Below are 19,710 nucleotides of genomic sequence, written 5' to 3' on the forward strand. Positions count from 1 at the left end.
GTGGAGAACCACTTGGATAATCCATTTGATAATCCTGAGTATTATATCAACCGCGAATTTACTGCATTGGCATTTAATGAACGCGTATTGAAGTTAGCCCGTGATGAACATGTCCCTTTACTGGAACGGATGCGCTACCTTTGTATATGCAGCGGTAACTTGGATGAGTTTTTTGAAATACGCGTTGCTGGTTTAAAGGAAAAGATCGCCATTTCCTCCGTTAAACTGAGTATTGATGGCTTGCGTCCCGATGAAATTTTAAGCCATCTTAGCAAAAAAACGCACAAACTTATCGATGAATTGTATTCCATTTTCAACAAGCAATTATTACCTGCCTTAAAAAAAGAAAATATTCATTTCTATAACATTCAAGATTGGACTGACGATATTCATTTGTGGGCCAAACATTATTTTAAAAACGAAGTCTTGCCTATCGTCAGCCCGATTGCCTTGGACTTGGCACACCCCCTGCCACGGTTATTCAATAAAAGCCTCAACTTCATCATCACCTTGAGCGGCAAAGATGCATTTGATCGCAACATCAATTATGCCGTAGTTCATGCCCCGCGCTCCTTACCGCGGCTCATTCACTTACCCTCCGAACTTTGCGGTGAAGGCAGCCATTTTGTATACCTTACTTCCATCATAAAAACCCACATCCATAGTTTTTTTCCAGGCATGGAAATTAGCGGCTGTTATGCATTCCGTTTAACCCGTAACAGCGATTTGTCATTGCGTGAAGAAGAAGCTGAAGATTTGGCAGCAGCGGTGCAACGCGAATTATTTTCACGCCATTACGGGCATGTAGTGCGCCTGGAAATTGAGAAAAACTGCCCGGATAACATGACCGATTTTTTACTGCAAAAATATCATTTACGTCATGAAGATGTTTACTATTGCGATGGGCCAGTCAACATCCAGCGCTTCTTACGGGCGATTAACAGCATACCAAGACCAGATTTAAACTATCCGCCATTTGCCTCGCAATATCCAAGTTTTCCAAAACACAAACAAAACTTGTTTAATGTATTGGATGAACAAGATATCTTATTGCATCATCCCTTCCAAAGCTTCGAAGTAGTCATTGATTTTGTGCGCCAGGCAGCATCCGATGCCAATGTTTTGGCGATCAAACAAACGCTTTATCGGACGCGTTATGATTCGGTGATGGTGAATGCTTTGGTGGAAGCAGCCCGCTCTGGCAAAGAAGTCACGGCAGTCATTGAATTACGCGCCCGTTTCGATGAAGAATCCAACTTGCGGTTAGCAAACCGTCTACACGAAGCAGGCGTACTGGTTTTATATGGCGTAGTCGGATTTAAAACCCATGCCAAAATGACTTTGGTAGTGCGCCGCGTCCATGGCAAGTTGAAACGCTATGTGCATTTAGGCACCGGCAATTATCATGAAGAAACTGCAAAACGCTACACGGATTTAGGATTATTGACATCCCACCCGGATATCACAGCTGATACGCAAATTATTTTTCAACAACTAACGGGGCTTGGGAAAACAGTAAAACTGAAAGAATTGTGCCATTCGCCATTTACCTTGCAAAAAAATCTGCTGCAACTGATTGAACAATGTTCTTTAGCTGCGCAAAAAGGGGTTGATGCAGAAATAATGATTAAGGTCAACGGACTTACCGACCTTATCATGATTCAAGCACTTTATGCCGCCTCGCAAGCAGGGGTAAAAATCAATCTGATTGTGCGCGGGGTCTGTTGTCTTCGCCCTGGACTCCCTGGCGTATCAGAAAACATCAGGGTCATTTCCATTGTAGGTAGATTCCTGGAACATCATCGCGTTTATTATTTCCGTTACGGGCAAGAAGAAAAATATTATTGCGGCAGTGCTGATCTTATGGAGCGCAATTTATATTATCGCATTGAAGTCATGTTCCCGATTCTTGACGAAGAATGTAAAAAGCGTATCAGGCAGGAAATCCTAAAAAATTATTTAAAAGACAACAGCAATGCGTGGGAAATGCAAAGCGACGGGACTTACAAGCCTCTTCACCATGGAGCTTACAGTGCGCAGGAAAAATTATTGGAGCTTTATTCTTAAGAGATATTCACAAGAATTTTATTCCTTTCACCGGCTACCTCGCGCGTTAACCTCGGCACGAGATATCCCGGCAATTGCGCTTGCAATTCTTTAAAGGTGGTTTCGGCAACCTGCGAAGGTGTATCGAAATGCGCAGCACCTTCCACCTTGTCTAATAAATGCAGGTAATACGGTAAAATCCCAATTTCAAATAAACGTTTACTTAGTTTTGCAAGCGTTGCCGCATCATCATTCACCCCGGCCAAAAGTACGGATTGATTCAGTAAATGGCAACCGGCGCGTTTTAAAGCAAAACACGCCTGAGCGACGTGCTCATCCAATTCGTTAGGATGATTGCTATGCACAACAATCACTTTTTGCAAGCGGCTGGCGGCCAATAAATCGATAAAATCCGCGTCGATGCGTTCCGGCAAGACAATGGGCACACGGGAGTGAATGCGTAAAATACGCACATGCGAAACCGCTGCCAATTTGTCTAAAAATATTTGCAACATGGGGTTTTTTACTAAAAGGGGATCGCCTCCACTTAAAATAATTTCAAAAATAGAATCATTGTTCGCGATATATTCTAGCGCCTGCTGCCAGCCATGTTGGCCGGGATTATTTTCTTCATAGGGAAAATGCCTGCGGAAGCAATATCGACAATTGATGGCGCAAGCGCTACTTAACGTAAGCAAAACCCGTCCGTCATACTTATGAATAAGTCCTGCAACTGGATTTGTATCACGTTCTTGCAAGGGATCTTTTACAAAGCCTGCATGGGCTTCTGTTTCTTGCGCTTGCGCTAGTACCTGCAATAGAAGAGGATCCGCAGGATTCCCACGCTCCATTAATCCTGCAAAACGGCGCGGTACCCGGGTTTTGAATTGCTGTTCGGCTACAGTGCTGCCTAACTCAGGCGGCAATTGTAAAAAAGACAATAATTCGGCTGCAGAATTAAATCCTTGTGCCAGGATTTTCTGCCAACTGGGTTTGGAATCTCGCATTCATAGTATAGACTTGGTAAACTGCGTGCACTTTAACGAAATTGAAATAAAATCTCAATCCTAATATAGCGGAGCATCCATGGCAATTTATAGTACCAATGAATTTAAAAATGGCCTGAAAGTTATGATAGACAACGCGCCTTGCAGCATTGTCGACTGTGAATTCGTAAAACCCGGGAAAGGACAGGCATTTACACGCGTTAAAATTCGCAACCTCAAAACAGGCCGTGTCGTGGAGCGTACCTATAAGTCAGGTGAAACCTTGCCTTCTGCTGATGTAGTCGATGTGGAAATGCAATATTTGTATAATGATGGTGAACATTGGCATTTCATGGTCCCAGATACGTTTGAGCAATATGCTGCAGGTGCGGAAGCCCTTGAGGAAGCTGCCAAGTGGTTGAAAGAACAAGACTTATGCGTCGTTACCCTTTGGAACAATGAACCGTTACAAGTAACCCCCCCTAATTTCGTCATTCTCGAAATTACAGAAACTGATCCCGGTTTAAAAGGCGATACTTCAGGTGGTGGCGGTAAACCTGCAGTATTGGAAACAGGCGCTGTCGTGCGCGTTCCTTTGTTCGTACAAATTGGTGAATTGATTAAAGTAGACACGCGCAAAGGTGAGTACGTTTCCCGCGCGAAAGAATAATTTTTGGGCATTTAATGCCCAAAAATTTACCATCGGTACCAAGCAGGGCGATAAAACCGCGGTCCATAATAATAGCGTGGCGTGTAAGAACGATAGATACCGCCTATGATTGGAGCTCGATAATTATAGTAACCGGGATAATAACCACCCGTAATATAACCCGGATATCCCAAACCAACATAAGTGGTTTCAGTACCCGCCTCAGTGGTGGCTACAGCCGTGCAACTACTGAGTGTTGCCGCCCAAGACAGGACAAACAAAGCAAGAATTAATTTCTTCATAATCGCTTCCTTGCATGAACTTAATTTGTATAAATATTATACTATACGAAATTATATTTCACAAACGAGCAAGGGATTAAGCGTATTGCAACATTTTAATCTGTGCTTTTAATTGATCAAAACCTGCTTCCACATTGACGTATTGCCTGTTGGCTAAATAGACTGACAAAGAGCCGTCATCAGTAGCCTGCCTTGCCTGTAAAACACTATTAAATTTTAAATCGCGCAGCCGCAAAAAATCATGATCACGCGTCACCAAATAAAAATTTCGGTACTGATGTTTATTATGGAAATGAAGTTTTTTGGCTTCGGCCGACAAGCTATGCCCAGGTAAATAATCCTTGAGCGAGTAACATTGATTGTTATGCACAGCAATAATTTTACCGCTTTTAGGTAAAAGCTGCTTAATTTTAGTTGCCAATTTTTGCACAGTCCGATGTGCAGCAGGTGTGTACGGGCCAAATTGTCTTAATGTTTTTTTAATCCCTGCATCGCTGTAGATGCGGTTAGGGTCAAATTCGTATCGCTGCCCCTGCAAACGAAATATGATGTTTCTACCTCCTGGGTGTACCAGAGTCAAAATGCTTCCGCCTTTTGCAGCAACCATCGCCCGTGCTGCATGCAAGGCAGTCGTCTCATTCTGATGCAAATGAACAAACATTTTACCAGGGCCTTTTTTCTCCACTTTGACAATAATGAGCGTATCCCCCATTTTTACTGGATAATTGGCTGCAAAAGCAATAGCGTGAAAAAAAATACAACAAAGAATTAGCCAATATTTCATTGTCTAAGATTTACCATAAAGTATAATTTTGTAGCATATTATCTTATTACGATACTAAATTCAATCTAAAAAATGCCATGGCATCGTTGAAAAAAATGGGTTATCTAGGAAAGTGAGGACATATCTTATGGCCAGATGCTATTGAAGCATGCGGTGGAGATAAGTTCCCCGTAAGCGCAGCTACCAGCAAGGTATTATATCGAATAAAAAAATAGGCAATAATCCCTGTATTCTGAGCCGCAAATAACTTCAATAAAGTGGCGATCTATGAAATGCATTAGGTTTCCTGACAAGACAGGCATACACACAACACTTCAAAACAATCTCCTTATCTATAGCCGGATTTTGGTTCAGCCAGGACAAATCATTGCCTATATGCATTAATAATAGACAAATTATCTTTTGTTAACAACTTGCTCTTGTCCACTTGGTCTTCTCCCATAACCAAGTTATATTTTTAATAAAATAGGCAAAAAGCTAACGCAGTGCACAAATTGTTAATAATGAATTATAATCGTCGTCTGTTTTAGCAATTTAATTATTCCCAGTAATGAAAACAATCATTGAATCCTACCGTGCCGGCTTATTTCAAAAAAAATTCATCTTGCCCAATATTATTTCCGGCATCATTGTCGGAGTCGTAGCCTTACCGCTAGCCATGGCATTTGCCATCGCTTCCGGCGCAAAGCCAGAACAGGGTTTGTATACAGCCATTGTGGCAGGTCTTTTGGTCAGTATTTTTGGCGGCAGCCGCTTGCAAATCGCAGGGCCTACGGGCGCTTTTATTGTGGTGCTCGCAGGAATTACTTCCCAGTATGGGATTGACGGCTTGCAGATAGCAACTTTACTGGCCGGAATCATGTTGGTGCTATTTGGTTTATTGCGCCTGGGGGCAATCTTAAAATTCATTCCTGATCCAGTTATTCTGGGGTTTACCGCAGGAATTGCCGTTGTCATTTGGGTAGGGCAATGGCAATATTTTTTTGGCCTCCCCCATATCCAGGGCTCTCATTTTCACGAGAAATTTTGGCATACCCTCACAGCCCTGCCGGCAATGAGCATAAGTACCACCATGCTTGCCTTGCTATCCCTGGCGATTGTCCTCTACTCAAACCGCATCCCATGGTTAAAACGAATTCCGGGACCATTGCTAGCCTTGATTGTTGCTACGCTCTTGCAAGCTGTTTTTAAATTTTCGGATGTGGCAACGATTGGCAAAGCCTTTGGTGGCATCCCGCAAGGCTTACCCTCCTTCCACCTCCCTGAATTGAGCGTCAACCGCATTCTGGAATTGATAGGCCCTGCCTTCACCGTAGCCATGCTGGGCGCAATCGAATCCTTATTATCTGCAGTAGTGGCCGACGGCATGGCGGACACGCGCCATGATTCAAACCGCGAATTAATCGGCCAGGGCATTGCCAATATTGCCACTCCTTTTTTTGGCGGGTTTGCAGCTACTGGTGCTATTGCCCGCACAGCCACCAATATCCGCAATGGCGGCAATAGTCCTTTATCCGGCATTGTCCATGCTTTGACTTTAGTTTTAGTTTTGCTGTTTTTAGCACCCCTGGCTGCCGATGTTCCACTTGCAGTACTTGCTGCCATTTTATTCGTTGTCGCCTGGAATATGAGTGAAGCGCGCCATTTCATTAAGCTTTTAAAAAGAGCCCCGCGCGCCGATGTGGCGATTCTTTTGATCACCTTCTTGTTGACGGTATTGGTCGACTTGGTGGTGGCAGTAAATATCGGGGTGATCCTTGCCATTCTTCACTTCTTGCTGCGCATGTCAGCCAGTGTAGAAATACAGCAACAGACGCAGGAACAACTTGCGCAGGAAATGGCACCACAAGGCTCATCAGCTTTACCGTCCGATGTTTTAATTTATGCCATACAAGGTCCATTTTTCTTTGGCGCTGCAGAAATGTTTGCACAAGCTCTTGCCAGTACCCACGCGGATCCTCGCATTTTGATTCTGCGTTTAGGTTGGGTACCTTTTATCGATATTACTGCCTTGCACGCTTTGGAAGAAGTGATCACCCGCTTGCAAAAACGCGGCATACGCATCTTGTTAACGGGAGCAAGGCCTAATGTTGAAAAGAAATTGCAAAAAGCCGGTATTATAAATTTATTAGGAAAAGAAAATTTATTTGCCGACTTTACAAAAGCCGTGGATTTTATTCGAAAAGTTTCACCAAATGAGGTAAAACCCGCGTCAGCTGCAACTTTCCCTGCCGATAATTCGTTGGCAGTTAAACTGTGATCAAGCCGTCACTTGGCTTTTCTCTAACAAAAAGTATCGCATCTTAAGCGTTGCAAAGATGCGATACTCGGCATGAAATTATTATGCCATCGGCGCTGATTAATCTCTAAAATTATTAAACTGCAAAGGTTGCTCGATCTCCGCTTTCTTTAATAAAGCGATGGCTTCTTGCAAATCATCGCGATTTTTCCCGGTCACGCGGACTTTATCGCCTTGAATGGATGCTTGTACCTTAATCTTACTGTCTTTAATCAGTTTCACTATTTTTTTGGCTGTAGGCTGTTCAATACCTTGTTTAAACAGCATGGTAAGCGAAAATGTCTTGCCGCTATGCACCGGCTCATCTTCTATTTCCACGCCGGAAGTACTGACATTACGCTTGCTGCAATGCGTACGGAACACATCTTCCAATTGACGGACCTGAAAATCAGATTCGGATTTTAAGGTAACCTTGAGTTCCTCGAGGCTAATATTGGCTTCTACGCCACGAAAATCAAAGCGATTGCCGATTTCGCGATTGGCATTATCGACAGCATGGCGCAGCTCCATTTCGTTTACTTCTGAAACTACATCAAATGAAGGCATAATTTATGGATCCTCGTAAAAATTAAGCATTATAGCAATTGGTTTATAGGTTTACATGGCTTCGTGTGTCCCTAACGGCCGCAATTCAATGGATAAATCCTTGTCCACTAGCAATAAATGATTGGCCGGCACCTCCAGCCATTCTGTGTCAAAATCGGTAAGTTTTTCAGACACGACTAAAATGCAATTTTTTTCATTCCCTTCTTGCAGCATATGATAATGGCCTTTTTTCGCGACAAATCGGCTGCCCAGTGAATAATGCATCGTTTCCGGCATTATCTTTTTTGCCGTACTATAACGACAGGCCAGCAGACGCTCGCCATCGGTTAGACAAACATTATAAAAAGCAGCGCCAGATTTTCCAAATTCTTTTCTTATTCGCTCTATTGCCGTAAATGTCGCCTGCAATACATCAGCCACGACCGTTAATTGCGTTAAATCCTTCCCTTTTGCCAACTGCAAAAACAAGGCAAATAAATGTTCAGAGTCGGTGTCGCCTTGAATCCAATGATACACATCATCATCCAATAAATGCCGTAAATGGCGTTTGATTGCAATAAAATCCGGGATCCCGCCATTGTGCATCAACATCCACCGCTTAAATACAAACGGATGGCAATTATAATTAGTTACGCCGCCGGCACTGGCCGCCCGCACATGTGCAAAGAATGCAGGCGATTTAATTTTTGCAGTGAGACTCAATAAATTCCGATCATTCCAGGCAGGAAATACAGACGTAAATAAAGCGGGGTCTGGACTGATAGCAGGAGCATACCAGCCCAAGCCAAACCCATCTCCATTGGTCGGGATATTTGATTCACGAGCATGCAAACTCTGCATGATGATCGAATTTGCCGGCTTTACCAACACGTCCTGCAAGAGAATTTCATGGCCTAAATAGGCAATTAGCCGACACATAAAAATCCCGTAAATGCAAAAGCTCAATCAAATAATAGGTGCTTTAGCGATATTAATAATTATCGGGGAAATCATTCACACCGGCTGAAGTATTGGTATTGTTTGTGGAAGCATCGGTCGTGCCATTGCTGTTGCCTTTAGCCGCACCTGCCTCAGGTGTCCCCACCACCATCTTATCATGGACAGTATTTACGCCTTTGATTGATTTGGCTACCCGCAATACGTTTTGTTTTTCTTGTTCCGTGCCAATGTTTCCGGATAAATACACTTGACCATCTTTGGTTTCGACGCTAACCGTCCAGCTCGGAACGTCTTTGCCCATGATGTCTTCGCGAATCAAAGCACCTTTAATTTTGGCAGTGATATACGTGTCATTCAAAGGGTATTGGCTATCTTTCACCGTCAAATTATCCACATTGACATCGCTCACCCCTTTGGTGGATTCGGCATTCATGATGACTTTGTCATAATCGGTATCGGAAGGCAGCTCGCCTGATAAATAAACAATACCTCCGCGTACGGAAACATTAACTTTACCATTGTATTCAGACAAAATCGCAGCAACGCTCTTTGTTAAGGTGGCATCATTAGGCTGGGCGCTGGTTTGCATGGTTTGCCCATTCTGCATTTTATTATTGCCATTTGCTTTATGATTAGCCGCCATGGCATAACTGGCAAGGCTACTGCAAACGAGCACGGCAACTACTTTCTTTTTTATAAATTTATCCATGGTATTTCTTCCTTTTTCTTGTTAATTGCTGGCAACCATCTTATCTTACAAATCAGAACAATGATGGATAAGCATAGGCAGAGATGCGTGTTTATGCAAAATTTTCAATGCTCTACTATGATTAAAGATAGGGGTGTATTTACTGCCCAATGACTCATTAAACAAGCGCTATAAGGTAACGCAAAAAGAATGGAAACGATTGAAATTTAAGGAGAGCAATCATGTTAAGCTGGGCGATTTTCTTTTTTATCATTGCAATTATCGCTGCGGTTTTCGGCTTTGGCGGTATTGCCACAGCAGCAGCCAATATAGCACAGCTTCTTTTTTATCTTTTTATTATCATCTTCGTGGTCTTGCTTATCATTAGCTTGATTGGCGGAAGACGCCCGCCACCGCCTCTATGAAAGACCGTAGCAAGCAAAAAGAAGCAAAAGTCTTATCACCTGGCCGGCCATTAACAATAAAATTTTAAAAGTGCTACACTAAGTTGCTGTTAACCTCAGGGAAAGGAGGTATATGAAAAGATTGTAATAAGCTTAGCTTTTTTGTTTAGTTTAGGATTTAAATTCATTTTAAAATGGAGATTTGCTATGAAAACAATCGTAATAAAAATTTCTTTCCTGCTTTTAGCATTATTCAGCTTCTCATCACACGCGGAAAAAGTAGTCATTACCGGCGAACCTGTTGTTTTAGAAAAACGCGGTGATGTGTATGTTGTACCAAGCGCCTACACAGCAGCAACGCCCTATCATTATGTAACCTTGGATGGCACCAATCGTGTGTGTTATGCAGAAGCTCAACCCAATTTGGCTTCATTAAACATGAGTACAGTAACGGTGGATGTTAATGGCACCCCGCAAACGTGGACATGCTACGATTACGATGCCACTTACTTTGAAGTAACCCCATAATTTCAAAACTCGTTGGCGGCCAACCGCCAACGATGCTTTTGCCGAGATAAACAAATGGAAAAGTTTGCTGATCGCCACCAAGCCGGCACAATTCTTGCCAAACGCTTGCATGAGTATGAGAGAAAATCCAATGGTATTGTGCTTGCATTACCTCGTGGCGGTGTGCCAGTAGCCTATGAAATAGCGCAGGCGCTTTCCCTGCCACTGGATGTATTCATTGTACGCAAGCTCGGCGTACCTGGCCATGAAGAATTGGCCATGGGAGCTATTGCTTCAGGGGGCACTCTTTTTTTCAATGAAGACATCGTCCACTCCATGGATATCCCGCAAAGGCGGATCCAGGCAGTGATTGACTCGGAGCAGAAAGAACTGGCCAGACGCGAGGCACTGTATCGCCAAGGCAAGCCTTTTCCCTCCCTCACAGGAAAAACAGTTATTTTAGTAGACGATGGCATTGCCACAGGTGCGACGATACATGCCGCCATCAAAGCCTTACGCAAACTAAAACCAGAACAAATTATCCTTGCCGTGCCGGTTGCAGCCCTCTCCACTTGCCGCGAACTGGCTCGTGAAGTGGAAGGCATAATTTGCCCTCTGCAGCCTGTTGATTTTTATGCTGTAGGGTTGTGGTACGACGATTTCTCCCAAACCACTGATGAAGAAGTCTCCCAATTGCTCAGGAAAACCAATAGCGTGCGCCATTCTGTGCACTGATTTTAAGTTTCATAATCTACATGCAAAATAGGGTTAATGTATGCTTGAATTTACGAAAGACTTTCGTCATGAAGTCATTATCCCCATGGGCACAACACCGCTTAAAGGGTTTTTATATATTCCTGAGCATGCCTTTGCCCTGGTTTTATTCGTGCATGGAAGCGGCAGCAGCCGCTTTAGCCCACGAAATCAATACGTGGCCGACGTATTAAATCAAGCTAATTTGGCAACACTATTGTTTGATTTATTCACCCCTGACGAAGAAGATTTTGATGTACAAACACGTGCTTTACGCTTTGATTTAAATTTTCTTGCCATGCGGCTCAAGGCAGCGACCCAATGGAGCAGTGCTCTATTTCCAAATTTTAATATGGGTTATTTTGGCTCCAGTACAGGCGGTGGAGCCGCATTAATCGCTGCGGCGCAAAATGAAAACATAAAAGCTGTTGTATCACGCGGCGGGCGCCCGGATTTAACCGGCGATTTTCTTCCCTTGGTTAAAGCACCAACTTTATTATTAGTGGGTGAACGTGATGAAAGCGTCATCATGATGAACCAATCCGCACAAACAAAAATGCATTGCCTTACCCACCTTGATATCATCCCCGGGGCAACGCACTTATTTGAAGAGCCAGGGACCCTGGAAGAAGTTGCGCGGCTTGCCAAAAACTGGTTTATTAAGCACTTGGTACATTAACTGCCGCATAGTTATTCACTAGCAAAGCACCAACGAATGCACTGCTCTCAGTAGCTTTAAGTGCAGATGCCATGCGGATAAGGAAAAAAATGAGCGCGCACTATCTGGATAAATTTTTTAACCCATCTGCTATTGCTGTAATTGGGGCAAGCAGCCGCACCAATTCGGTCGGCATGAAAGTTTTTGCAAATCTGCTGGGCGCGAATTTTGCAGGGCAATTGTACCCAGTAAACCCAAAGCATACCAAAATACAAGGCTACCATGCTTTTCCCAATGTTTTAGATATTCCACATGCTATTGATTTAGCCATTATCACTACTCCTGCGCAAACTGTTCCCATCATCCTTGATCAATGCGGCAAGAAGAATATAAAAGCCGCCGTAATTATTTCTGCAGGCTTCAGTGAATCAGGGAATGAGGGAAAAGAATGGGAACAATCAGCCCTGAATTTAGCCCATCATTATAACATGCGGCTGATTGGCCCCAATTGTTTGGGGCTGATGCGCCCCGCTTGTGGTCTTAACGCCACGTTTAATAACACCTTTGCCATGTCGGGCTCTATTGCCTTGGTTTCGCAATCAGGCGCAATTTGTGCTGCGATTTTGGATTGGGCTATCGATAAACGCATTGGTTTATCGGCAATGGTATCGTTGGGTAATGCGGTTGATTTGGACTTTGGGGAAATCCTTGATTTTTTGGCTGTCGATGCAGAAACGAAGAGCATTCTCCTTTACATTGAAGGCATTCACAATGCACGCCGCTTTATGAGTGGACTTCGCGCTGCCGCCCGCATGAAACCTGTAATAGTCATCAAGGGAGGGCGCTTGGCGCAAGGCTCCAGGGCTGCCTATTCCCATACCGGCGCCTTAGTCGGGGATGATGACGCCTTTGATGCGGCATTAAGGCAAGCAGGAGCTGTGCGGGTCATGACAATCAAACAATTATTTTCCGCCGCCGAAATCCTCTCCAGTAATTATCGCACCCAGGGCAACCGTTTGGCTATTATCACAAACGGCGGCGGAGCAGGCGTGATGGCAGCGGATCGTGCTTCGGAATTAAATATTCCCCTGGCGCCTTTAAACGAACACACCATTACCCAATTAAATCAAATTTTACCGCGCGCCTGGTCACATCAAAACCCCATAGACATACTGGGTGATGCAACACCTGAGCGCTATCACCATACCGTGAAGATCTGCGCAAAAGATGAGAACATTGACGGGCTTTTAAATATACTTATTCCAGTAGCTATGTCGAATCCTTTAAAAGTAGCCAAACAATTGCTTCTCGATGCAAAAGAAAGTACAAAACCCATTATTGCCTGCTGGATGGGCGAGCACCATGTCAAATCTTCCTGGGAGTTATTCGCACAACATAATATCCCCTGTTTCTCTACGCCGGAAGAAGCCATTGAGGCATTTTCCTATCTTGCCGAGTATCACCATAATCAGCAATTATTATTGCAAGTTCCAGAACCGAGGCTGCACCGTCCCAAGCACGATGTACAAGGGGCGAGGTTGATTATTGAATCCGTGCTAGGCGAACGCCGTAACTTGCTGAGCACCATGGAATCTAAAGCCATCCTTAAAGCTTTCGCAATCCCGATCACATCGGCTATTGCCACGCATTCTGCCAACGAAGCATTAATCGCTGCAGAAACGCTGCAATTTCCTGTAGTCATGAAAATTAATTCCCCGGATATTACTCATAAACAAGATGCAGGCGGCGTAAAATTAAATATTGAACATGCAGGCGCTGTGCGCGACACGTATCACCAGCTTATTGAAAATGCCAAGCAATATCGTCCTGATGCCAACATTACCGGCGTCACTGTGGAAAAAATGTATAAGGATCCTAATAACCGTGAAGTAATGATCGGAGTGGTCCGGGACAAAGTATTTGGTCCAGTGATTACTTTTGGCGCCGGCGGTACGTTTGTTGAAATTATCCGCGACCGTGCTGTGGCTCTCCCCCCGCTGAATCCTTACCTTGCCAACCATTTGATCGATAGAACCCGGATTGCCAAATTATTGGGTAAATTTCGCAATATGCTACCCGCGAACACCGACGCGTTGCTCAATGTCTTGCTTAATGTGTCAGCAATGGTATGTGAATTGCCCTACATTCGAGAAATGGATATTAATCCTTTACTGGTCAATGACAAGGAAGCCATCGCTGTGGATGTCAGAATCGTAGTCGATGCACCAGTCACCTCCACTGTACCCTACCAGCACATGGCAATCTGTCCTTATCCGAGCCATTTGAGTTCGACTTGGCAGATGACAGATAGCACCCACATCACCATACGGCCCATACGTCCGGAAGATGCACAAATTGAACAAGAATTCGTGAAAAATCTTTCCCCCCAATCCAGATATTTTCGTTTTATGGAGCATTTGCAGGAATTGACATTAAGCACCCTGATCCGTTTCACCCAAATTGACTACGATCGCGAAATGGCGTTCATTGCGACTTGCAAAAAGATTGATAAAGAAATTGCAATCGGGGTTGCCCGCTACTGCATGGCGAATGATGCAGGCGATACCTGTGAATTTGGTTTGGTCATTGCAGATGCCTGGCAAAATAAGGGCCTTGGTACGCGGCTTATGAAGGTTTTACAAGATGCTGCCAAACACCGCGGCGTGAAAATGATGAGAGGGGAAATTCTCGCCGAAAACAAACCCATGTTGGATTTGGTAGAAAATCTGGGTTTTACCGTCATGAGTGTCGCCGATCCTAAAATTAAAATAGCCAGTAAACAGTTAACTTAACGCCATCGGACAGCAAGGAAGGACATGACTACATCAAAGTTCATTACAAACCATATTAAGAATCCTTACTTAAGCCAAGAGCAATACCATGCCATGTATGAGCAATCTATTCGTGCGCCCATGCACTTTTGGCACGAACAGGCGGAACACTTCATTTCCTGGTTTAGCAAATGGCAAAGCGTGCAAACTGGGGGTTTTATCGACGGCAACATACGCTGGTTTGTAGGGGGGGCATTAAATGCCAGTTATAACTGCATCGACCGCCATCTCCCTGCCCGTGAGCAACAAGTCGCTATCCTTTGGGAGGGGGACGAGGCACAGGAAATCCGCCGCATAACTTACCAACAACTCCATGAAGAAGTCTGCCGTTTCGCGCATGCATTAACAGCCCAAGGTATAAAGCAAGGGGATCGGGTGTGTATTTATATGCCGATGATCCCAGAGGTTGCCGTCGCCATGCTCGCTTGTACCCGCATTGGCGCGGTACATTCCGTGGTATTTGCCGGCTTTTCACCAGACGCTTTAAGTGCACGTATTTTAGATGCGGATGCACGCTTGATCATTACTGCAGACGAAGGGTTACGCGGCGGCAAGGTTATACCGCTTAAAAATAATGTTGATACAGCACTTGCCGCTTGCCCCAACGTAAATAAAGTCATCGTCGTCCGCCGCACCGGCAACCCAATTCCCTGGCATAAAAAACGCGATCTTTGGTATCACGAATCATTGGCAGCAATGCCAGTGACTCATCCCCCCATCAGTATGGATGCCAATTCCCCCATGTTTATCCTTTACACTTCTGGCTCAACGGGAAAACCGAAAGGGATCGTGCATGCCTTAGGTGGATATCTTGTGTATGCAGCAATGACCCATCATTATGTTTTTAATTACCATGCCCCGGATGTATTTTGGTGCACAGCTGATGTAGGTTGGATCACCGGCCACACTTATGCTATTTACGGTCCTTTAATGAATGGGGCCACGACCTTTATGTTTGAAGGGACTCCAAATTATCCGAATCATTCGCGCTTTTGGGAAATTGTTGATCGCCACCAGGTTAATATTTTATACACAGCCCCCACGGCTATACGTGCCTTAAGGCGCGAGGGCGATATCTGGGTTAAACGCACAAAGCGGCAAAGCCTTAATTTACTAGGCACAGTCGGTGAACCAATCAATCCGGATGTTTGGGAATGGTACCATGATATTGTTGGCGAGGGACGCTGCCCTGTGATTGACACGTGGTGGCAAACAGAAACCGGCGGGATTCTTATTGCCCCAATTCCCGGAGTTACGCCGCTTAAACCAGGCTCCGCTGCACAGCCATTTTTCGGCATTGAGCCAGCTATTGTAAATGAATCTGGGGAATTTATTAAGGATGAGCAAGCTGGCAGCCTGGTTATCAGGCAGCCATGGCCGGGACTTGCAACAACAATTCATGGCAATCAGGAGCGCTATATGGCCGGATATTTTAAAGAAGTTCCAGGCGCCTACTTAACTGGGGATGGCGCGCACCGTGATGAAGATGGCTATTATTGGATCAGTGGGCGCAATGACGATGTGATTAAAGTTTCCGGGCACCGGTTGGGAACGGCAGAAATTGAAAGCGCTTTCCTAAGGCACAGCGCCGTATCAGAAGCGGCTGCAGTCGCCATCCCGCATGAAATTAAAGGCCAGGGAATTTATGTCTATATAACCTTGAAGGAAGGGATAGAAGCTGACGAAGAGTTGGCACGGCAATTATTCCAACATATACGCAAAACTATTGGCGCTATTGCAGCCCCGGAAGCCATGCAATGGGCTGAGCAATTACCGAAAACCCGTTCCGGCAAAATCATGCGACGGCTTTTGCGCAAAATTGCCTGCGATGAAACTGAAGACTTGGGTGATACATCTACCCTGGCCGAGCCCGCGGTGATTGATGCGCTCATCCGCAACCGGAAAAATGCCATTTATCCTTAAAATTCCCATAAGCAGGCTCACATGCGATGAATTAATCAGTGGCATAAAAACACTCACAGTAAAAAGCCTCCGGGCGGAGGCTTTTTGTGGTAGGGATGTTTAGAGGACTTTCAGGAAAGCAGTTAAATCTTGCTTTTCTTGTTCCGTCAATTTGAGTTGCATCACAAGGTTAAAAAATTCTACGGTGTCAGCCAATGTCAGCAGGCGGCCATCGTGCAAATAAGGTGGGGAATCTTTAATGCCTCGCAATGGGAATGTTTTTATTGGCCCATCCCCTACTGCTTTAATGCCATTCACTACTTGGGGCTTGAAGAAACGCTCGGTTCTTAGATTGTGCATGGTGTTATCAGTATAATATGGCGGCACGTGACACGTGGAACATTTGGCTTTACCAAAAAACAAAGCTTGTCCGCGCAATTCTGCCTCGGTCGCTTTGCTGGGAATCAGTGTGCCATCTATATCCAATTTCGGTGCAGGTGGAAAATCCAGCAAAGCTTGGAATTCAGCCATAAAATGCACTTGGCTGCCACGCTCTAAAATATTGACACCTTTTTTAGTGGCAATTACAGGATCGCCGTCAAAATAAGCTGCCCGTTGTTCAAATTCAGTAAAATCCTCGACCGTTTTCAGGGCACGTTGCGACCCGAATAAACGCTGGATGTTAAGCCCGCGCAAAGTTGGCGTATCAATACGATGGCGCAGCTCTTGCGGGCGGATATCCCCCACCAAATGCGTGGCACCATTGGTATGGCCATTTTGATGGCAATCAAAACAGGCGACTCCACGGCTGGGTTTCTTGGAGCGACGATCATCGGTCTGGTTAAATTGTTGTTGCGGGAACGGCGTTACCAGCAACCGCAAGCCTTCAATTTGCTTAGGGTTTAAAATCCCATTAAATAATTCGAAAAAATTTTCTATCGTTACTAACTTACCTTGCGATACGTCCCCCAGTTCAGGGTGCGTCGTCAGGAAAATTGGCGCAGGAAAAGGCGGAAGGAAGTGATCAGGCAAGTCAAAATCCAAATCAAAGCGAGTTAAATCCCGACCCTCCTGCTTGTTAATTTCATCAATTGCAAATTTGGGAAATAACATGCCCCCCTCAGCCTGGTTAGGGTGTGGCAAAGGCAGGAAGCCTGCCGGGAATAAGTCTTTTTCCCGGATTTCCTCAGGAGTCATTTTGGCTAAATCATCCCAAGTGACATTGGCCGGCAATCTCACCCGCACACCTTCTTGTACAGGCTTACCATTGGACATTTTTGCATCGGGGGAAGGCTTATTGCTTAAATCATAGCGTTGATTTAATAATTCCTTCTGCCTGTCATTTAAAGCCTGCCTGGCAGCTTCCATGCGTTGCATGATGGTTTGGAAACTTTCTTTGATGTCTACTGGCAAATAACTTGAGACGACAGCATGGGCAGAGGAAATCAAAGAGGCAGAAAAAAGTAAAGTAACAAATCCTTTTTTTAGCATATTAAAAATCCCTTTAAACATGATCTTCTAATAGTAAGATAGCTATAGCATAGCTATCTTAAAACCTCCTCGCAAGCAACAATGTAAGCAGTTCACTGCGAGGCAGAATAAATTACATGCTAAATGTTTTTTCAGTGCTGCCGGCAGGCACGTTATTAGCTTGGGAAACATTCCTATTAATGGCATCTCCATTATCATTAAACAGATACTTCCCATTCATTGTTTGCCCCTGTAAAAAACTTTCTATAATCTGATGCATATCTGTCTTTTGCTTTACTTCGGTGCGGGTAAAGAAATTAACCAAGGCGAATAACAATTCTTTCGAAGTCACGTGTGGCGCTACTTCCCAATGTTTTTGTGCTTCTGGGACAAGGGTTGCAACAAATTCATTCTCATTAGTACGCTTAACTGTAATTGCTGTTGCCCAGCTGGGAGCAAATGTCGTTAAAGTATATGCAGCGCTCTGCACTTTTAGCACATCATCATTAATAACCACGCGGCGTTTCATAAATTTCTCCAATCAATAAACTGCGCATACTTGCGCTTTTTTAAGGCAAAGTCAATTGATTTTGTCCGCTTAAGCGGCGCAGAATACAGTATTATGCAGGGCTATTTGCTCGCGATTCCTGGTTGTTATCAAACAGGGAATTCTTATACCGCATGGCTAATTTAGGTTTGTATTGAATGGCTGCATTTAAAACTTCCTCCTGCAAACTGGTTGCCAGTATTTGTTGCAAGCTTTTATCTTCCAGGCTTTCAATTGCACGTGTTATGGTATCTAGAGGTTCATAAGGAAAAGCAGGCTGGTCATAAGTGGCCAATTTGCTTATGTAATAAGTGACATGATTCTTTAACCATTCTATTGCCAGCTCATATTTTTCTTTACACTCTACTTCCTTACGCCAAAGATCAAGAAAAACCAGATAATCGCTTTCAGTATTCTTGCCATGCGCCAGCGTTCGGCTCCGCCTTACCAGCTCCAATAAAGAATGGGCCGACAGGCTTTGAAATAATTTAGGCGCGCCCACCAGCTCTTTCCCTGCCTGTCTGCTTTCTTCTAATCTTTTTTGCGATAATAATTTTTTAAAAAACATTTTTTTATCTCTCTTTATTATGAGTGCCATAGAATTGACACGTTAAGTGTGCTATTTAAAATAATCTATCGTTCAGGGATGTGCTAAGCATGAAAAAACAAAATTATATACAAGAAGCTCAAGGAAAAGGCATTTTCGGACTTTTACACCTCGGCATAATTTACCTGCTGCTGTCTTTATTCATTTTTGGCAGCCTCTATCATCAACTATTGCTTAACAATTTAGGAGTGGGTTTATCCTTTACGCTAAGCTGGTTCCTCTGCTATTTCTTGACCCCGCTTGTCCTTGCAAAAAATGATTTTACAGAATTTCGCCATAAATGGCTAAGGAAAATAGAAGAGCAAGGCTTGGTGAATGCAGGCAAGAAGCTCACTTTTTTCATCAATCTTCACGTTTGTTTCGCATTAATCCAGGGCATACTCTTACTCATTACCTTGCGATTTGTAAAATTCAATTTTTTTATAATTTCCATGCTTGGCATAATTGCAGTTATCCTCCTCGCTGCTATTTTTATTTTTGAAAAAATGCTGGCGAATTCTGCTACTGAAACGGGTAATCTCGGCTTTAGTACTGCTAAATTTATAGGGTTAATTTATATTGTCTGGTTTTTATTATTTACCGGCTTGCAGATCATCATTGTTAATTTTTTACCCTTAACGGGACGATTTTTATTTCAAATTGGTATCGTGTTTGTCACGTTGCTGACCCTTTACTTAACGCATCTCTTGCCTAATAAATTAGCCCGTGTTAAGTGGAGCTTTATAGCAGGTTTTTTTGTCACAGCTGGATTAATAGCTTATTTCAGCCATACCCTTTCCTAGCCAACTGGCA

The 19,710-nt window shown here is 44.1% G+C and carries 19 protein-coding genes; 10 read left to right on the forward strand and 9 right to left on the reverse strand.

Features of this window, described 5'->3' with window-relative positions:
• Positions 1-12: 12 nt before the first annotated feature.
• On the forward strand, positions 13-2,067 hold the full coding sequence (gene ppk1 / locus ELY11_RS07885) for a polyphosphate kinase 1 (protein WP_199741518.1): 2,055 nt from the start codon (positions 13-15) through the stop codon (positions 2,065-2,067).
• On the opposite strand, the gene epmB is transcribed toward ppk1, so the two are convergent.
• Positions 2,064-3,053, reverse strand: coding sequence for an EF-P beta-lysylation protein EpmB (gene epmB, locus ELY11_RS07890; RefSeq protein WP_126954413.1), 990 nt, complete (start codon positions 3,051-3,053; stop codon positions 2,064-2,066). The two genes, ppk1 and epmB, sit on opposite strands and share 4 nt — an antisense overlap.
• Before the next feature lie 79 nt (positions 3,054-3,132).
• On the opposite strand from epmB, the gene efp reads away from it, so the two are divergent.
• Positions 3,133-3,702, forward strand: a complete 570-nt coding sequence (gene efp, locus ELY11_RS07895; protein WP_126954414.1) for an elongation factor P — start codon at positions 3,133-3,135, stop codon at positions 3,700-3,702.
• Positions 3,703-3,728: 26 nt separating this feature from the next.
• Here the strand turns inward: efp and ELY11_RS07900 are convergent, their stop codons facing one another.
• Together ELY11_RS07900 and ELY11_RS07905 are read right to left on the reverse strand one after the other, a co-directional pair.
• On the reverse strand, positions 3,729-3,983 hold the full coding sequence (locus ELY11_RS07900; protein ID WP_127032976.1) for a hypothetical protein: 255 nt from the start codon (positions 3,981-3,983) through the stop codon (positions 3,729-3,731).
• A gap of 76 nt (positions 3,984-4,059) precedes the next feature.
• Positions 4,060-4,767 (reverse strand): protein tyrosine phosphatase, encoded by a 708-nt coding sequence (locus ELY11_RS07905; protein WP_127032978.1) that lies wholly within the window; start codon positions 4,765-4,767, stop codon positions 4,060-4,062.
• 550 nt (positions 4,768-5,317) lie between these two features.
• Here ELY11_RS07905 and ELY11_RS07910 point away from each other — a divergent pair.
• Complete coding sequence (locus ELY11_RS07910) at positions 5,318-7,027, forward strand: SulP family inorganic anion transporter (protein WP_127032980.1); 1,710 nt, start codon at positions 5,318-5,320, stop codon at positions 7,025-7,027.
• Positions 7,028-7,126: 99 nt separating this feature from the next.
• On the opposite strand, the gene ELY11_RS07915 is transcribed toward ELY11_RS07910, so the two are convergent.
• Genes ELY11_RS07915 through ELY11_RS07925 form a run of 3 tightly spaced genes read right to left on the reverse strand, consistent with a single transcriptional unit; the run spans position 7,127 to position 9,260 of the window.
• A complete protein-coding gene (locus tag ELY11_RS07915; RefSeq protein ID WP_126954418.1) occupies positions 7,127-7,612 on the reverse strand; it encodes a YajQ family cyclic di-GMP-binding protein in 486 nt (161 codons plus the stop codon).
• A gap of 51 nt (positions 7,613-7,663) precedes the next feature.
• Positions 7,664-8,530, reverse strand: coding sequence for a class II glutamine amidotransferase (locus ELY11_RS07920; protein WP_126954419.1), 867 nt, complete (start codon positions 8,528-8,530; stop codon positions 7,664-7,666).
• A 52-nt stretch (positions 8,531-8,582) separates the two neighbouring features.
• On the reverse strand, positions 8,583-9,260 hold the full coding sequence (locus tag ELY11_RS07925; RefSeq protein WP_127032982.1) for a BON domain-containing protein: 678 nt from the start codon (positions 9,258-9,260) through the stop codon (positions 8,583-8,585).
• A 221-nt stretch (positions 9,261-9,481) separates the two neighbouring features.
• Here ELY11_RS07925 and ELY11_RS07930 point away from each other — a divergent pair, with 221 nt between their 5' ends.
• The 6 genes from ELY11_RS07930 to acs all read left to right on the forward strand — a co-directional run bounded on the left by ELY11_RS07930 (position 9,482) and on the right by acs (position 16,315).
• Positions 9,482-9,664 carry a DUF1328 family protein gene (locus tag ELY11_RS07930; RefSeq protein WP_126954421.1) on the forward strand — a complete coding sequence of 61 codons (183 nt, stop codon included), beginning with the start codon at positions 9,482-9,484 and terminating at the stop codon, positions 9,662-9,664.
• A gap of 186 nt (positions 9,665-9,850) precedes the next feature.
• The gene (locus tag ELY11_RS07935; protein WP_127032984.1) at positions 9,851-10,171 is read left to right on the forward strand and encodes a hypothetical protein; all 321 of its coding nucleotides are present in this window, start codon (positions 9,851-9,853) and stop codon (positions 10,169-10,171) included.
• A 54-nt stretch (positions 10,172-10,225) separates the two neighbouring features.
• Positions 10,226-10,885, forward strand: coding sequence for a phosphoribosyltransferase (locus ELY11_RS07940; RefSeq protein ID WP_126954423.1), 660 nt, complete (start codon positions 10,226-10,228; stop codon positions 10,883-10,885).
• Between the two features lie 40 nt (positions 10,886-10,925).
• Positions 10,926-11,582, forward strand: a complete 657-nt coding sequence (locus ELY11_RS07945; protein ID WP_127032986.1) for a dienelactone hydrolase family protein — start codon at positions 10,926-10,928, stop codon at positions 11,580-11,582.
• An 89-nt stretch (positions 11,583-11,671) separates the two neighbouring features.
• Positions 11,672-14,353 carry a bifunctional acetate--CoA ligase family protein/GNAT family N-acetyltransferase gene (locus ELY11_RS07950; RefSeq protein ID WP_126954425.1) on the forward strand — a complete coding sequence of 894 codons (2,682 nt, stop codon included), beginning with the start codon at positions 11,672-11,674 and terminating at the stop codon, positions 14,351-14,353.
• Between the two features lie 24 nt (positions 14,354-14,377).
• Positions 14,378-16,315 (forward strand): acetate--CoA ligase, encoded by a 1,938-nt coding sequence (gene acs / locus ELY11_RS07955; protein WP_127032988.1) that lies wholly within the window; start codon positions 14,378-14,380, stop codon positions 16,313-16,315.
• Positions 16,316-16,414: 99 nt separating this feature from the next.
• On the opposite strand, the gene ELY11_RS07960 is transcribed toward acs, so the two are convergent.
• The 3 genes from ELY11_RS07960 to ELY11_RS07970 all read right to left on the reverse strand — a co-directional run bounded on the left by ELY11_RS07960 (position 16,415) and on the right by ELY11_RS07970 (position 18,879).
• Entirely contained in the window at positions 16,415-17,785 is a 1,371-nt protein-coding gene (locus ELY11_RS07960) for a cytochrome B6 (RefSeq protein WP_126954427.1), read from the reverse strand.
• 112 nt (positions 17,786-17,897) lie between these two features.
• Positions 17,898-18,293 carry a hypothetical protein gene (locus ELY11_RS07965; protein ID WP_127032990.1) on the reverse strand — a complete coding sequence of 132 codons (396 nt, stop codon included), beginning with the start codon at positions 18,291-18,293 and terminating at the stop codon, positions 17,898-17,900.
• Positions 18,294-18,384: 91 nt separating this feature from the next.
• Positions 18,385-18,879, reverse strand: coding sequence for a hypothetical protein (locus ELY11_RS07970; RefSeq protein ID WP_126954429.1), 495 nt, complete (start codon positions 18,877-18,879; stop codon positions 18,385-18,387).
• Positions 18,880-18,968: 89 nt separating this feature from the next.
• On the opposite strand from ELY11_RS07970, the gene ELY11_RS07975 reads away from it, so the two are divergent.
• On the forward strand, positions 18,969-19,700 hold the full coding sequence (locus tag ELY11_RS07975) for a hypothetical protein (protein ID WP_126954430.1): 732 nt from the start codon (positions 18,969-18,971) through the stop codon (positions 19,698-19,700).
• Positions 19,701-19,710: the final 10 nt, after the last annotated feature.

Origin of the sequence: Legionella septentrionalis, from assembly GCF_003989745.1 — a bacterium.
GTDB classification, from domain to species: Bacteria; Pseudomonadota; Gammaproteobacteria; order Legionellales; family Legionellaceae; genus Legionella_A; species Legionella_A septentrionalis.

Bases quoted from the DNA above. Each gene is read 5' to 3' on its own strand.
- ELY11_RS07950 (WP_126954425.1), top strand. From the start codon at position 11,672: ATGAGCGCGCACTATCTGGATAAATTTTTTAACCCATCTGCTATTGCT.
- ELY11_RS07920 (WP_126954419.1), bottom strand. From the start codon at position 8,530: ATGTGTCGGCTAATTGCCTATTTAGGCCATGAAATTCTCTTGCAGGAC.
- ELY11_RS07970 (WP_126954429.1), bottom strand. From the start codon at position 18,879: ATGTTTTTTAAAAAATTATTATCGCAAAAAAGATTAGAAGAAAGCAGA.
- ELY11_RS07940 (WP_126954423.1), top strand. From the start codon at position 10,226: ATGGAAAAGTTTGCTGATCGCCACCAAGCCGGCACAATTCTTGCCAAA.
- ELY11_RS07915 (WP_126954418.1), bottom strand. From the start codon at position 7,612: ATGCCTTCATTTGATGTAGTTTCAGAAGTAAACGAAATGGAGCTGCGC.
- ELY11_RS07925 (WP_127032982.1), bottom strand. From the start codon at position 9,260: ATGGATAAATTTATAAAAAAGAAAGTAGTTGCCGTGCTCGTTTGCAGT.
- acs (WP_127032988.1), top strand. From the start codon at position 14,378: ATGACTACATCAAAGTTCATTACAAACCATATTAAGAATCCTTACTTA.
- ELY11_RS07930 (WP_126954421.1), top strand. From the start codon at position 9,482: ATGTTAAGCTGGGCGATTTTCTTTTTTATCATTGCAATTATCGCTGCG.
- ELY11_RS07910 (WP_127032980.1), top strand. From the start codon at position 5,318: ATGAAAACAATCATTGAATCCTACCGTGCCGGCTTATTTCAAAAAAAA.
- ELY11_RS07905 (WP_127032978.1), bottom strand. From the start codon at position 4,767: ATGAAATATTGGCTAATTCTTTGTTGTATTTTTTTTCACGCTATTGCT.
- ELY11_RS07935 (WP_127032984.1), top strand. From the start codon at position 9,851: ATGAAAACAATCGTAATAAAAATTTCTTTCCTGCTTTTAGCATTATTC.
- ELY11_RS07900 (WP_127032976.1), bottom strand. From the start codon at position 3,983: ATGAAGAAATTAATTCTTGCTTTGTTTGTCCTGTCTTGGGCGGCAACA.
- efp (WP_126954414.1), top strand. From the start codon at position 3,133: ATGGCAATTTATAGTACCAATGAATTTAAAAATGGCCTGAAAGTTATG.
- ELY11_RS07975 (WP_126954430.1), top strand. From the start codon at position 18,969: ATGAAAAAACAAAATTATATACAAGAAGCTCAAGGAAAAGGCATTTTC.
- epmB (WP_126954413.1), bottom strand. From the start codon at position 3,053: ATGCGAGATTCCAAACCCAGTTGGCAGAAAATCCTGGCACAAGGATTT.
- ELY11_RS07960 (WP_126954427.1), bottom strand. From the start codon at position 17,785: ATGCTAAAAAAAGGATTTGTTACTTTACTTTTTTCTGCCTCTTTGATT.
- ELY11_RS07945 (WP_127032986.1), top strand. From the start codon at position 10,926: ATGCTTGAATTTACGAAAGACTTTCGTCATGAAGTCATTATCCCCATG.
- ELY11_RS07965 (WP_127032990.1), bottom strand. From the start codon at position 18,293: ATGAAACGCCGCGTGGTTATTAATGATGATGTGCTAAAAGTGCAGAGC.